At 41.1% G+C, this 14667-nt stretch carries 11 protein-coding genes and 1 tRNA gene; 6 read left to right on the top strand and 6 right to left on the bottom strand.

The features are described 5' to 3' along the window. On the top strand, nt 1–3006 hold a 3006-nt coding region (locus tag DWW23_RS09850; RefSeq protein WP_370449250.1), incomplete at its 5' end, for a SusC/RagA family TonB-linked outer membrane protein. Nucleotides 3007–3023: 17 nt separating this feature from the next. After that, nucleotides 3024–4586, top strand: a complete 1563-nt coding sequence (locus DWW23_RS09845; RefSeq protein WP_122353118.1) for a SusD/RagB family nutrient-binding outer membrane lipoprotein — start codon at nt 3024–3026, stop codon at nt 4584–4586. 126 nt (nt 4587–4712) lie between these two features. On the opposite strand, the gene DWW23_RS09840 is transcribed toward DWW23_RS09845, so the two are convergent. From DWW23_RS09840 to DWW23_RS09830, 3 genes are read right to left on the bottom strand one after another with little or no spacing between them, the layout of a single operon-like run. Beyond that, nucleotides 4713–6173: a PD40 domain-containing protein gene (locus tag DWW23_RS09840; protein WP_122353117.1), complete on the bottom strand. Its 1461-nt coding sequence runs from the start codon at nt 6171–6173 to the stop codon at nt 4713–4715. Between the two features lie 12 nt (nt 6174–6185). Next, complete coding sequence (locus DWW23_RS09835; protein WP_122353094.1) at nt 6186–7937, bottom strand: DUF6057 family protein; 1752 nt, start codon at nt 7935–7937, stop codon at nt 6186–6188. A 12-nt stretch (nt 7938–7949) separates the two neighbouring features. Further along, entirely contained in the window at nt 7950–9395 is a 1446-nt protein-coding gene (locus DWW23_RS09830) for an ATP-binding cassette domain-containing protein (protein ID WP_122353093.1), read from the bottom strand. Nucleotides 9396–9839: 444 nt separating this feature from the next. On the opposite strand from DWW23_RS09830, the gene DWW23_RS09825 reads away from it, so the two are divergent. Continuing rightward, the gene (locus DWW23_RS09825; protein ID WP_122353116.1) at nt 9840–10505 is read left to right on the top strand and encodes a DUF1080 domain-containing protein; all 666 of its coding nucleotides are present in this window, start codon (nt 9840–9842) and stop codon (nt 10503–10505) included. 40 nt (nt 10506–10545) lie between these two features. Here the strand turns inward: DWW23_RS09825 and argB are convergent, their stop codons facing one another. Further along, nucleotides 10546–11319, bottom strand: a complete 774-nt coding sequence (argB, locus tag DWW23_RS09820; RefSeq protein ID WP_122353092.1) for an acetylglutamate kinase — start codon at nt 11317–11319, stop codon at nt 10546–10548. Nucleotides 11320–11389: 70 nt separating this feature from the next. Between argB and DWW23_RS09815 the strand changes: the two genes are divergently transcribed. Next, a tRNA-Gly gene (locus tag DWW23_RS09815) sits at nt 11390–11462 on the top strand. A 143-nt stretch (nt 11463–11605) separates the two neighbouring features. Here the strand turns inward: DWW23_RS09815 and DWW23_RS09810 are convergent. Beyond that, nucleotides 11606–12019: a DUF5053 domain-containing protein gene (locus DWW23_RS09810; RefSeq protein ID WP_122353091.1), complete on the bottom strand. Its 414-nt coding sequence runs from the start codon at nt 12017–12019 to the stop codon at nt 11606–11608. A gap of 73 nt (nt 12020–12092) precedes the next feature. After that, nucleotides 12093–12266, bottom strand: a complete 174-nt coding sequence (locus DWW23_RS26535; RefSeq protein WP_199664134.1) for a hypothetical protein — start codon at nt 12264–12266, stop codon at nt 12093–12095. A 275-nt stretch (nt 12267–12541) separates the two neighbouring features. Here DWW23_RS26535 and nhaD point away from each other — a divergent pair, with 275 nt between their 5' ends. After that, nucleotides 12542–13972 (top strand): sodium:proton antiporter NhaD, encoded by a 1431-nt coding sequence (nhaD, locus tag DWW23_RS09805; protein ID WP_122353090.1) that lies wholly within the window; start codon nt 12542–12544, stop codon nt 13970–13972. An 18-nt stretch (nt 13973–13990) separates the two neighbouring features. Then, a complete protein-coding gene (locus DWW23_RS09800) occupies nt 13991–14653 on the top strand; it encodes an MgtC/SapB family protein (RefSeq protein WP_122353089.1) in 663 nt (220 codons plus the stop codon). Nucleotides 14654–14667 lie beyond the last annotated feature (14 nt).

The following is a 14667-nucleotide window of genomic DNA, read 5'->3' as shown; positions in this document are numbered from 1 at the left end:
AGTTCTGCAAAGACTCTGGTAGTTTCTTACGTAGGTATGAAAAGCCAGGAAGTCGCTGTTCAACCAGTTCTAAACATCAGACTAACGTCTGATACTCAAAACCTTTCTGAAATCGTTGTTACAGCGATGGGGATTTCCAAAGAGAAAAAAGCGTTAGGATATGCTGTGCAAGACGTGAAATCCGAAGAATTGACTCAAGCAGCAAATACAAACTTAGCCGGAGCTTTACAAGGAAAGGTTTCAGGTATTGATATTGCACCGTCTTCCGGTATGCCTGGTGCATCATCCAAAATCACGATTCGTGGTTCACGTTCTTTCACCGGAGATAATACTCCATTATATGTCATAGATGGTATGCCTATCGCCTCTACATCCGATGTGAACACAGATAACATGAATACAGGAAGTGTTGCCGGTACTGACTATGCAAACCGTGCAGTCGACCTAGACCCAAATGATATTGAAAGTATCAATATCCTGAAAGGACAAGCAGCATCAGCATTGTATGGTATGCGTGCCTCCAATGGTGTGATCGTCATCACAACAAAAAGTGGTAGAGGGGCAAAGAAAGGTAAACCGCAAGTTTCCTTCAGTACAAATGTAGCTTTTGATAAAATCGCAACATTACCTGAATTACAAAGTGAATTTGCACAAGGTACTACAGGAAATTTCAATCCGTATTCAGGTTTCAGTTGGGGACCTAAAATTTCAGATTTAGCAAACGATCCCGTTTATGGTGGTAATGTTCAGAACGCATACACCAAAGACGGTTTACACCAAGGTCAATATTATGTGGCTCAACGTGCTGCCGCCGGTTTAGATCCTTGGGCAACGCCTCAGGCATATAATAATGCAAAAGATTTTTACAATACAGGTGTAACCTGGAGTAACTCGGTAAACGTTGCACAGGCTTTCGATAAAGGAAACTACGCATTCTCGTTAGGTAATACCCATTCAGACGGTATCGTACCATCAACAGGCATGAACCGTTACAATGCCAAATTATCAGGTGAAGCCAAATTACACGAAAACTGGACAACAGGTTTCACTGGTAATTTTGTAACATCAAAAATAAAAAAACAAGGTACAGCCAACGATGGTGTCACAGCAACCGTATATACTGCACCGATCAGTTATAATATGGCCGGAATTCCTGCACATATCGAAGGCGATCCATATACACAAAATACTTTCCGCGAAGGTTGGATTGACGATGCAAACTGGGCCGTCGACAACAACTCTTTTACCGAACGTTCACAACGCTTTTTCGGAAATGCATTCTTAAAATATTCAACTAAATTCAATACAGAGGATCATAAACTCGATATCAAATACCAACTTGGAGACGATGCCTATACAACAAGCTATCTCGATATTTATGGTTATGGAAGTACAGGTACAGGAACGGGATTAGGCTATGCCCGTGATTATGGTTTTACCGTAAATGAAATGAACTCTCTATTGACTTTCACCTACAACTGGCATATTAATGATGATTTCAATTTTGATGCCTTACTGGGTAATGAGTTAGTTGACAAACGCATCAAAGATACGATGGCGGAAGGATATAACTTCAACTTTCCGGGATGGAATCATCTGAACAATGCTTCTGTATATAGCTCATCAGCTTCTTATTCCAGAAAACGTACAGTCGGTAATTTTGCGAGCCTGTCATTAGCTTGGAAAAACATGTTGTATTTTAATGTAACAGGACGTAATGATATCGTATCGTCTATGCCACGTGGCAACCGTTCTTTCTTCTATCCGTCAGTATCTTTAGGATGGGTATTCACAGAACTAGAACCGCTGAAAAACGATATCCTGACATTTGGTAAAATACGTGCATCATACGCAGAAGTAGGTATGGCAGGTGAATATGTGCCGACATATTATTACACACCCGGATATGGCGGTGGTTTCTTCCAGGGTACTCCCATCATGTATCCTTTGAATGGTGTCATGTCGTATATTCCTTATTATGTCGTTTATGATCCTAATCTGAAACCTCAGAATACAAAATCATACGAAATCGGTGCCGATCTTACATTCCTGAATGGCTTATTCTCTTTGAATTATACATTCTCCAGACAAAATGTAACGGATCAGATATTTGAAGTTCCATTGGCCGGTTCGACCGGTTCAAGCAGTATGATGATGAACGGTGGTAAAATGCACTCAAACGTACATGAACTCACACTCGGAATTTCTCCTGTTGATACAAAAGACTTCAAACTTGATTTTGCATTCAACTTCTCCAAAATAGACAACTATGTAGACGAGCTGGCTCCTGGAGTAGAAAGCATTATGTTGGGCGGATTCGTAACTCCACAGGTACGTGCCGGTATCAAAGATAAGTTCCCGGTAGTATATGGTGTAAGTTACTTACGCAACGAAGCCGGACAAATTGTAGTCGATGAAAACGGTATGCCGCAGGCTGGTGAAGAAGCCGTGATCGGAAAAGTGTCTCCAGACTTCCGTTTAGGTTTCAGTACAACCATAGAACTTTATAAGTTCCGTCTATCAGCAGTATTCGACTGGAAACAGGGAGGTCAGATGTATAGCGGTACAGCCGGAGAGCAAAACTTCTATGGCGTTAGCCAACTGTCTGCCGACTATCGTAAAAATGGGTTCACTTTTGGAAAAAACTCAGTAAAAGAGGTTAAAGACGCAAGTGGAAATGTAACCGGATATGCACCGAATGATATCCATGTTTCCGGAGAAAATGCAGAAACTTATTTCCGTACGGTAAGAGGTATAGACGAAGCTTATATTTATGACAACTCATTCCTGAAATTACGCGAAATAGCATTAAGTTATCCGGTTTATAACAAGAATAACCTGAATGTAAACGTAAATGTATTTGCACGTAATATCATTGTTTGGTCTGAAATAAAAGGATTCGACCCTGAAGCGACATTAGGTAATAATAATATGGCCGGAGCATTTGAACGTTTCTCTCTTCCGGGAACTTCCAGCTACGGATTCGGTGTCAATGTGAAATTCTAATAGTTAAAGAAATGAATATGAAAACAATTATAGGTTCCTTAAAAACTTTGACTGTCGTATCTTTCTCCCTGATATTTTCCGCCTGTTCAGAAGATATCATGGATAATATCAACAAAGATACCAGCCATACAAACAGTGTAGAAGGCAAATTCATCATGACAGATGTTATTACTTCTACTGCTTTTTCTAATGTAGGAGGAGACTTCAATACTTATTTCTCATCTTATATTGAATATGAAGTAGGTATCGACAACCAATTATACAATGCAGAAACTCGCCTAAACGAACCGTCTGCCGCATCTACATTCAATAATATCTGGAGTGGTACATATACCTCTTTGAAGAATGCACGTATAATTATCAATCAGTGTAACGAAGGTGGCCGCGACGAAGGGAATTATATTACTAAAGGTGCTGCAGAAGTTATGGCTGCTTATAACTCTGCATTATTAACCGATATGTTTGGTGATACGCCTTATAGTGAAGCTGCCGTTGTCGACGAAAACGGTTCTCCATTGTATATGACTCCTAAAATCGACAAACAGGAAGAAATTTATGCAACAATAATGACATTATTGGATGATGCGATCGTCAACCTGCAAAAAGAAGATCTCTCCCCATTAGGAAACTACGATTTACTTTACGGTGGTGATGCCGGAAAATGGTTGAAATTTGCTTATGGTCTGAAAGCTCGTTATACAATGCGTTTACTCAACCGATCATCCGACAAGGATGGAGATCTGAAAAAAGTATTAGAATACACAGCTAAATCATTTTCTTCTGCAGCGGACCAGGCAGCCTTTGCTGTCTATGATGTAAACAACATCAACCCATTCTACGGATTTTTTGCATCACGTGCAGCTTTTGCAAACAGTGAAAGTTTAGGTGCAAAACTTAGCGAACGCAAAGACCCGCGTTTTACCCGTGTTATGTTATCTCCGACTCAAGGAGGAAAGCGTATTCAGGTTACCGGAGCTTCCGATCCCAATTATGTTCCTGCTCCTAATGGTACTCCGGAACAAAATATGCAAAAATATGGTGTTTCAGCATTTGTTTATTCAGGAACAGCTCCCACTTTATTATTAAGTTTCCATGAAATAAAATTCCTGGAAGCGGAAGCTCTTAGCCGCTTAAACCGTACATCGGAAGCAGAAGCTGCATTAAAAGAAGCTGTGTCAAGTGCGATTCTTAATACGGAAAACAGTGTAGCTTCGGCTATCACTACATTAGGTTCAAACATAACTGTTACATCACAAGCTTTGACGGAAGAAGCAGCCAACAGTTATTTTGAAGCAAATGTGAAACCGCTGTTTGCTATCGATCCTTTAAAAGAAGTTATGTTGCAAAAATATTTCGCTTTCTGGGGAGCTTCCGGAGAAGCCACAGAATCTTTCAACGATGTACGTCGTTTAAAAGCAGAAGGTAAGGATTTCTATGCATTCAAGAACACAAAAAAATTCCCGATCCGTTGTCCTTATGGAAATAGTGACACATCTGCTAACCCGGAAGTAAAAGCAGCCTATGGAGATGGTCAATATATTTACTCAGAACAAGTTTGGTGGGCTGGCGGAAATAGATAATGTAAAAACATAAATTATACATTCACTAAAAATAAAACCGGTAAACTTCAGATTGACCATCTGGTTTACCGGTTTTATTTTTCCGACTTATTTATATTCAGTAATTACATCTACAGGAATAAATCTTTATTTTGCAAACTTCACATCGATACCTTTATCTTCCTTAGCCTTTAATCCCAGGACTCTCCCTCCTACTTTCACCTTTCCGGTAATGAATTCCGGAATATTATAGGACATCATAAAACGGTCATAAAATCCGGTATCTTTTTGAGGCAGCAGGAAAGGTTTACAAGCCTTTCCGTTTTCATCTATATAAGCTATATAAGGGCGGGTATATAATCCGTCTATCCGGCGGCTGCTGAAGATAACCCAACGGCTGTTACTGCTCCAGGAATGATAACTCTCTACATCATCGCTATTCAAAATATCCAACGGTACACTTTCTCCGGTTGACAAATCAGCCATATACAGATCGGCATCTTTATGCCAAATAGAAAAATTACCATATCCGGATACTGTATACATTACATGTTTTCCATCCGGAGATACACGGGGGAAAGAAGCACTTTGCCCTGAAACAGCCGCATTATATAAAGTATCGACTACCGAACCGAAACTCCGGGTTTCAGGATCAAACCCGATAGAACACAAATTATATTTCACCTCGGAATATTCTTTCGGAATAGGACGTGCGGCAGCCGTACAGAAATAAAGAGTCTTTCCATCCGGAGAAAACGTTGGGAAAGTTTCAAAAGCATCCTTCGAGAATAATTTGGCCGTGGTGACAATTTCATGTTTCACCACGTCATATACAACCACGTCGGAAGCCTCATCGAACACTTCTATACGGTTCCTGTTATTAGCATGGAACCCCTGTTTGGTATTGTTTACGGAAAATGCCACATACTTTCCGGAAGGATGCCAGGACGGATATACCAAAGATGAAATCGTTTGCTCCGTTTTCGTATTCAGTTTCTCGATCTTATCCCCATCTACCAGGATCGTTCCCGGATATGTTTCACGCATATGGAACAACATCTTATCCGGATTTTGCATACAGAACGAATGACAATTCACACAGTTTCTGCCGCTCATTTTATTCTCGATGATCGGAGTCTCCGTATAGCTCTCCAGGTCACGCTGATAAAGTCCCATCTTGTTCCATAAAGTATATCCCGGAGCAATCAGGCGGTAAGCGATGTAAGGATCGACCGGTTCTGCTGCCACGCTCCATTTGACAGGCGCATATTCCAGCCATTTCCCTTTTTCTTTCACCCGGACAACCACCTCAACCTCATTTCCTGCAGCAGACGATAAAAGCCTCTTCCATTTAGAGGTTGGGAAAACAAATTGGTTATCCTTTGACTTCACTTCAATCCGCTGGTCAGAGTATGACAAAACGACCTGAGCATCCTCCATAGAATCCTTCAAAGAAAAATTCAAAGGAGCAATATTAGCAGGTATTGTTATATCGGCATAATCCGGAACGATGGCAGGCTTTCTATCCAATGTTTCACTAACCTGAACCGAATCCGAACATGAAAAAAACAAGGCCAGCAACGCTATATATTTATAATTTCCATTCATATCCCACATCTTTTATTTGAACATAAAATAAAACCAGTAAGTATCTCCGTAGGCCCTTCTCATCAGTCCGGGCAACGCATTTTTATTATTCCGGTTTGCCAGTACCTGTTTTTTATATTCAGCAAAACGTTGCATGACAGACGGAGAAATATCGAAACGTTTCCAGTAATCCGGTTCCGCTTCCGATAAAGTGATCACAGCTTCCTGGAAAGACTTAGGCAATGAAGGAAGAACATCCGTTCCGTAATAAGTCTCCAGCATATTTTTGAAACCGTCCATATTTTTTGCCAACAAATAAAGAGCTCCCAGATACTCGATAGCCGCTTTCTTTTCCGGATTAGCCTCTGCTACCATGCACAGATCTTTTTCCATATAGTTGATCTCGGAAAGATAATTTTCCTTCGGCAGGCTTTTACGCATTGAACCCAACACGGAGTCTTGCTCCACCGCGGTATCGTTATATAAAAACTTCCGGTGATCGTCAGCCCATTTTTTATAATAAATCGTATTCCCCAATATATTCAGATACTTCTCCGCAACCGGATATTCACCATAAATAAGGTTTGTCTGGACCAGTCTTTTCAGCATTCGCGGGTTACCCTCTCCGATTGCAGTCGCGTAAGCTTCAAAAGCCATCTCCTGCGCCATCGCCGAATTACCCATAGCAAAAGCAATATCACTTAACAAAGAAGATATCTGCTCTGTTTTATTCCAGCCGACCATCAGCCCCTGGGGACCTCTCTGGTCAAAACTAAACATACGATCGGCCAACTCCCCTTTCTGTGCCAAAGCCAGATTCAGATAACACATATTCAGATAATTCGTCAGCGTACCTTTGTTAGCATCCAGAATTTTATCCCATTGTTCCGTTCTTGCGTAATAATCCAACTCTTTTACTTTAGCCGACTTCTTATCTCCGTATTCCGGTATTCCCCACCAACATAATACGCATAAAAGAGCTAGCTGTAAAACACCTCCTGCTATCCATATTTTCTTGCCGGCCGCTTTCTTTCTTTTTCTCAGCAGAAAAGCCAGAATAAGAATTAAAGGGAACGAAATCCATGAATAATAGATAACCGTTTTGGGTTCCAGTGCCGTATGATAATAAACATCCGGCAAAAAGGCAAAACGATACTCTCCCAACAGAGCGAAATAGACACTGCAAACACCACATAAAAGTCCCAACAGAACGGACAACGAAGACCAATAGAACTTCGGGGTTTTATTCAGGAACTCATAAATCAAGACAGATAAAGCGAACAAACATGCCACAGCTCCCGCCAGCCCATAAAGCAACGGTGTTGCAACAATCTCCACGATCATCCGCCATTTATTATCTGATATACGTAAGCACAAATAGAAGGCCAAAAGCATCAAATTGAACGCTATTGTTCCGAAAGCCAGATAATTAAAATCAAAATGCAGGAACATGAGCAAAATGACCGGAATCAGATAAAGCAAGAAGAAATCCGTATCCGGAACGATCCGGCGGACAATTCCCCTCATACCCATTCCCGTTAATAACAGTAATGCAGCCGTTATCCCTGCTCCGGCATACGGATACCTAAAGAACTGCACTAAAAATTCAGATAAGGTTAACGCAAATCCGCCCGGCATAGCCAGTTTACCGCAGATATAGTCGCCGGTAAACTGAAACAACTGGCTTTGTTCAATAAAAAAGAAATGGAATCGACTGTATTCCTGTAAGAAAATGAACAAAGCAGCCAATATAACCAACCAGAAAGCTGTGATTTTCAATTTCATGGTTTTATGATTTTAAGCATGTTTAATCAATTCGAAGCGTTTATCGACACACGATGGTAACTCATGCGGATAATGGGTCACATAAATTAATGTCTTTCCCGGACGTGTACAGAACTGCTCGATCACACGTGCCGCTTTTCGTTTATTACTGATATCCAGTCCGTGCAACGGTTCATCCAGGATGATCAAATCCGGGTCTTTCACAAAAGCCCGTGCCAGTAGAGCCAATCGCTGTTCACCGGAAGATAACGTCAGGAACGAACGGTCTTTCAACTCTTCAATTCCAAAAATACACATCCATGTCAAAGCCACGGTCTGTTGCTCTTCCGTACATTTGCGATACAAACCGATAGAATCAAAAAATCCGGAACCGACGATATTCAATGTCGGAACATTCTCCATATAAAACAGATGCATCTCCGGAGAAACATACCCGATCCTTTTCTTTATATCCCAGATACTTTCACCAGAACCCCGCTTCCGGTCAAACAAATAGATAGTATTTGCATAAGATTGCGGGTTATCTGCATAGATCAAACTTAATAAAGTGGATTTTCCTGCTCCGTTGGGGCCGAATAAAGCCCATTTCTCCCCGTTCTTCACTTCCCAATCCAGTTCTTTCAGGATCGTGCGACTACCATATTTTATAGAAACATGTTCCATACGGAACGTAACCTCATGTACAGATGGGGCTTTTTCCGATACAGGCAACGATAGATCATCCGGATGACCGGGGAACAAATGTGCCTGCAATTCTTTATCCGCCATAAAATCAACACGTGTCTGCGGTCGATAAGGTTTCCGGTTATGTATGGGAAGTACGTGGGTTATCATCTCCGGAATATCATCAGGATTCGACAACAACAGAATAACCTGCACATTATCCAGTTTAGCCATTTGTTGCAACAGGTTTACCAATACGTCACGAGAAGCAGCATCCAAACCGATAAAAGGATTATCCAAGATCAAAATACGCGGATGATTCAGCAAAGAGCGGACAATAAGGAATTTACGTAACTCCCCACTGGAAAGAAAAATAAGTTTTTTAGGCAGTAAGTCTTCAATACCGAAGAAAGAAAGTACCTGATGCAGATTATCCGTACCCGAATGATCCTTCAATATTTCTTCCACAGTCGGCACTTCGTCCGTTTCTGTCGAGTGCCAACGCTGCTGGTAATAAGTATTCCGGCAATCTGCTAATGAATAGATATCCTTAAATGCTATACTTTTGATCAAATTGCTGATTTTATCATCGTAACCGAAAGTCACTTCTCCCTCCTTCAAAGCAAACTTACGTTGCATCAGGTCGGCAATCAAGGTTTTTCCCGAACCGTTGGGTCCTACTATTGCCCACTGTTCCCCTTCATTGACCGTCCAGCTGAAAGGTTCAGCAAAACGCAACTCCGGCAAACGGGTTACTACATTATTTATATAAACTATCGCTTTATTCTTTTCCATTGTTCTTAATTTGTCCCCCCAAAGGTAAATAGTTTATTTATAAAATTAAACATACCGGAATAAAAGGAGTCTCCAAATGAAAAGGGATCACTCATCCCGAGCAATCCCTTATTATATATACAGGCCTGGTATGTCTATGAAATTCTTACAAATTAGTTATTATAATGCCTGTAATTTCCCTACTCAACTTTATAAAACAATTCAATATATCTTGATCGTATGTACGATTTTTCACATTTAATTCAGTCTGTAGACTCCAGCCTTTACGAAACAAAAGTAATAAAATAAAAGAAAAAGACAATAGAAAACTATATTTTTTACTTTTACCCCCTTGGTTTGCTATTAATCAAAAGCTCGGATTAAAATATCAACCTTTTTTCTCGCTTATTGAAACAGATTATCTATCTTTGGAATCCTAATTTATTTTATATTAAAATCAATAACATGAAACGACTTTTTTATTTCTCAATTCTCTTTCTGGGTATCATCAGTACCCTCAGTGTTTCTGCTTCCGACAACAAATGGAAACCTTTATTCGGCGAAAACCTTTCCGATGCCAGCTACAACCCGGAGGTCTGGAGTATGACAGACGGTGTACTTGCAGCCGTTCAGGACGAATCTATCTGGACAAAGACCGAATATGAAAATTTTGAACTGGATCTGGATTTCAAAACCGATGTAGGAACTAATAGTGGTGTCGTTATATATTGCACAGACACCAAAGACTGGATTCCCAACTCCGTAGAAATACAGATTGCCGACGACCATTGTGAAAAATGGGGTAACGGGAAACCGTATGAAAAATGCGGAGCCATTTACGGTCATTTAGGTGCCAAGAAAGATAAAGTGGTAAAAAAACCCGGTGTATGGAATCACATGCGCATTAGATGTGTCGGACAACGCATAAATGTAATACTGAATGGTAAGAAGGTAACGGAAATGGATATGAGTAAATGGACTTCCGGAACGGTAAATCCGGATGGAAGCGAAATCCCAAGCTGGTTACCCAAACCTTTTGCTGAACTTCCGACAAAAGGATATATCGGATTACAAGGAAAGCATGGCGACTCCCTGATCTGGTTCCGCAATGTAAAAGTAAGAAGTTTATAATAAGAAAGAGGAAAGCCGTTTAGCTTTCCTCTTTCTATTTTCAATATACCTTTGTTCCTTTTCCCTGATGAATTTCTGATGCTTGTGTAATGATAACTTCTTTCACACCGGCATCGATAGCCTGGAAAGAGTTTTCCAGTTTCGGGATCATACCTCCCTGTATCACGCCCTCTCCTACCAGTTGTTTAAAAGCAGCACGGTCTAATTCCGGGATAACGCTCTCATCATCATTCTCATCTCTCAGCACTCCTTTTTTCTCGAAACAGAATACCAAAGTCACATCAAAATGCTTTGCCAGTGCTTTTGCAGCCTCTCCGGCAATCGTATCGGCATTCGTATTCAGCATATGTCCTTGCTTGTCATGGGTTAACGGAGCCAACACCGGAACAATTCCCTGGTGAATAAGAGAAGCCAGTAAACCGGCATTCACTTCTTTCACATCTCCCACGAAACCATAGTCGACCTCAGCAACCGGGCGTTTCTCTGAACGCATCAGATTCATATCGGCCCCGGTCAAGCCCAGTGCATTTACATTTAAAGCCTGCAAACCGGCAACAATATTCTTATTAACCAGACCGCCGTACACCATTGTTACGACTTTCAGCGTTTCGGCATCCGTCACTCTGCGTCCATTCACCATTTTACTTTCGATACCCAGCTGCCCGGCTAATTTAGTTGCAGAGCGTCCTCCACCATGTACCAGCGCCTTAAAACCTTCTATTTGAGAGAAATCACGAAGCAAATTTTTCAAAGTTTCTTCTTCTTCCACAATTTTCCCTCCGACCTTGATAAGCGTAAGCTTTTCTTTCTTCATATTCGATAAAATATTTTTGCGTCAAAGTTACTAAAAAAAGAAAAGATTTAATACTTTTGCATCGTTCAACGCGGTAGTAGCTCAGTTGGTAGAGCATTAGCTTCCCAAGCTAAGGGTCACGAGTTCGAGTCTCGCTTACCGCTCCTTAAAAGACACTACTTGATTATCACGCTATTAGCCAATAATCAAGAGTGTCTTTTTTTATTCATATAGAATATGGTAACAAATACACATAAAAAACGTCCGAACTCATTTGAGCCGGACGCCTATCTTATTGATTCACATTTTACACAAGTCGAAGCGAAGAAATACGCTGGCCGATATCCTTCAAAGCCATTTCTAAAGTAGCCAGTTCCTCATGCGTAAACCGGCTAACTTTACCATGCACCAAATTCCCATTCAAACGTTGATAAAACCAGGAAGATGATTTATTAAAATAATCCTTTGATAATTTAGATACAGACAAATATGGCAACACCGGTTCCAGCCGCTCCCGGATCGTTAGTTGTTCTTTGATGTCGGCGACTTCCTCATGAATGCTATCAAAGTCATTTTGTACACCTGTAGCAAGTTGTTCAATTTCCTGATCAGTCATACTATCCATCAATTCCGTTATCTGCCGGTCAATGGCCGATCGATCAGCTTCGGCACTCTGCTTCCACAACTCTTTCAATTCAAAAAAATGTTTCACTTTGTCCATCTTAGTATGCTTTTGAGTTACACCTTAAAAAAGGTAACTCCCCCTCTGGCCATGAGGGGGAGAACCTTTCTGGTTAATAATACTTTCCGAGTTCCTTGAGCTCTCGCTCCAATCGCCGGATTTCTTTATCAACCACCGCTTTCATGAATTTGCTTCGCGAAGTCACCTCATGATACTTGCGGAGATAGAAAAGTAAGTCTTTTTCGACCTCTTCTATCCGGGCTTTTAGCCCATCGTCACTATGCATAGAACGCTTGTCTTAACGACATTACAAAGATAACAAAAATATTATCACCCACAAATTATTCGATAATAAAAGAAAACTGTCCCGCCTTAACAGACAGAGCGGCCAATAACCAACTTAATTACTAATACTATGAAAAACACACGAACAAAGAAATACAGTCTATCTCCAAATAGCGCAGGTCAATAAAAACAATTCATTCCAAATGAGTGTTAGTTGTATATTATTCCTACATTTGCAACAGTTAACTAAAATTAAAAAGAAAAAGAAGAATTGCTATGTTGACAGTAATGATTTTTGTTTTTTTAATTGGATATCTATGTATCGCTTTAGAGCATCCGTTAAAAGTAAACAAAGCCGGAACAGCCTTATTAACAGGCACTATACTTTGGGTTTTATACACATTTGCAGCGCCAGATCTGATCCCACTCGCTTCTGCGGAAGAGTTCAAAGAGTTTTTGAATGCTTATCCTGCCATAGCAGAACTTCCCTTCGTGGAACAATGCACCCGTTTTGTCGTAGAACATCAGGTACTGGACAGTATTGGAGAAATTGCAGAGACATTGATCTTTCTGATCGGTGCTATGATCACTGTCGAGTTGATAGATGCTCACGGAGGTTTCATGTTTATTACAAACCGCATTACAACCAATCAAAAAAAGAAATTATTACTATTGATCGCAGGTATCACTTTCTTCATGTCTGCTATACTTGATAACCTGACTACCTCCATCGTTATGGTTATGCTAATGCGGAAACTACTTGGCAACTACAAAGAACGTTGGGTATTCGGCAGCGTTATTATTATCGCAGCAAACAGCGGCGGCGCCTGGTCACCTATCGGAGACGTGACAACGATCATGCTTTGGGTAAGGGGAAATATATCTTCTTCCTCAACCATTCCTCATCTGATTTTACCGAGTCTGGTATCAGCTTTGGTTCCCGTATTGATCATGATGCGCTTTTTACACGGAAAAGTCACTCCCCCCAATGCATTCGTCGATAATGAAAATAACGAATTGCTGAAAGAATTGAGAACAAAAGAAAAATTATCCATATTAGTATTGGGCATATTATGCCTCATATTCGTACCTATATTTAAAACAGTCACTCATTTACCTCCATTCATGGGGATCCTGATGGGAGTCGGTATTTTATGGGTATACACAGAATTAATGTATAGACGGAATATTGTAAATGAAGATATAAAGTTACGCCTGTCCAAAATAGTCCGCCGGATAGACGGGGCTACATTATTATTTTTCCTCGGAATCCTTCTGGCAGTCGATGCCCTCCGTTGCAGTGGCGTACTGACTGATTTTGCATTCTGGCTGGATGAAACAGTAGGAAATGTATATGCAGTTAACCTGATCATCGGAACATTATCGGCAGTCGTAGATAACGTACCGCTGGTAGCCGGAGCGATCGGTATGTACCCGGTAGCGAATGAGGCTATGATCGCTACGGCCGCAGACCCGGCTTACATGGCAAACTTCGTTATGGACGGAACTTTCTGGCAATTCCTGGCCTATTGTGCCGGTGTCGGTGGAAGCATGCTGATCATCGGTTCGGCAGCCGGTGTCGTTGTTATGGGACTCGAACGTATCAATTTTATTTGGTATCTCAAAAATATTTCGTTACTTGCACTACTTGGATATTTGGCAGGAGCAGGAGTTTATATTCTTCAACATGTAATATTGGGATTATAATAAAAGGAGGACACTAGTATGTTATGGGATTTTATTCTGAGATTATTCATTGCAGGTATTCTCGGAGCCGTAGTTGGTCTCGACCGGGAATACAGGGCTAAAGAGGCCGGCTATCGTACACACTTCCTCGTATCGCTGGGAAGTGCCCTGATCATGATCGTGTCTCAATATGGTTTCCAGCAAATTATACAGGAAAGTAGCGTATCACTCGACCCGAGCCGTGTTGCAGCACAGGTGGTAAGCGGTATCGGTTTCATCGGGGCCGGAACGATTATCATACAAAAACAGTTTGTACGCGGTCTGACCACTGCTGCCGGAATATGGGCTACAGCCGGGATCGGGCTTGCGATAGGTGCCGGAATGTATGGCATCGGTGTTGCTGCGACTATCCTGACGTTAATGGGATTAGAATTGTTAAGTTACATCTTTAAAAGTCTGGGAATGAAAAGCTCGATGATCATTTTCTCCACCAATGAGAAAGAGATCATAAGCAAAGTGACGCACGTGCTGAACGACAAAGGCTATTTACTTGTCTCCTATCAAATGGAAAAAGTCAGTCATTCAGACGTGGATACTTTCATCGTCACACTGGTCATTAAAGCCAAAAAAAGTACGGATGATAACCAGTTATTGCTCTTTATGGAAGAAATTCCGGAAGTAACTATCGAGAGAATTGAATAGAATGGCTGAAACGG

This window comes from Parabacteroides sp. AF14-59 (assembly GCF_003479515.1).
In the GTDB taxonomy this organism is placed as follows: domain Bacteria; phylum Bacteroidota; class Bacteroidia; order Bacteroidales; family Tannerellaceae; genus Parabacteroides; species Parabacteroides faecis.
The sequence above is the reverse complement of the archived record's forward strand: the minus strand, read 5'-3'. Positions and strand labels throughout refer to the sequence as shown.

Coding starts and splice junctions, on each gene's coding strand:
- DWW23_RS09845 (WP_122353118.1), top strand. CDS start 3,024: ATGAAAACAATTATAGGTTCCTTAAAAACTTTGACTGTCGTATCTTTC.
- DWW23_RS09840 (WP_122353117.1), bottom strand. CDS start 6,173: ATGAATGGAAATTATAAATATATAGCGTTGCTGGCCTTGTTTTTTTCA.
- DWW23_RS09835 (WP_122353094.1), bottom strand. CDS start 7,937: ATGAAATTGAAAATCACAGCTTTCTGGTTGGTTATATTGGCTGCTTTG.
- DWW23_RS09830 (WP_122353093.1), bottom strand. CDS start 9,395: ATGGAAAAGAATAAAGCGATAGTTTATATAAATAATGTAGTAACCCGT.
- DWW23_RS09825 (WP_122353116.1), top strand. CDS start 9,840: ATGAAACGACTTTTTTATTTCTCAATTCTCTTTCTGGGTATCATCAGT.
- argB (WP_122353092.1), bottom strand. CDS start 11,319: ATGAAGAAAGAAAAGCTTACGCTTATCAAGGTCGGAGGGAAAATTGTG.
- DWW23_RS09810 (WP_122353091.1), bottom strand. CDS start 12,019: ATGGACAAAGTGAAACATTTTTTTGAATTGAAAGAGTTGTGGAAGCAG.
- DWW23_RS26535 (WP_199664134.1), bottom strand. CDS start 12,266: ATGCATAGTGACGATGGGCTAAAAGCCCGGATAGAAGAGGTCGAAAAA.
- nhaD (WP_122353090.1), top strand. CDS start 12,542: ATGTTGACAGTAATGATTTTTGTTTTTTTAATTGGATATCTATGTATC.
- DWW23_RS09800 (WP_122353089.1), top strand. CDS start 13,991: ATGTTATGGGATTTTATTCTGAGATTATTCATTGCAGGTATTCTCGGA.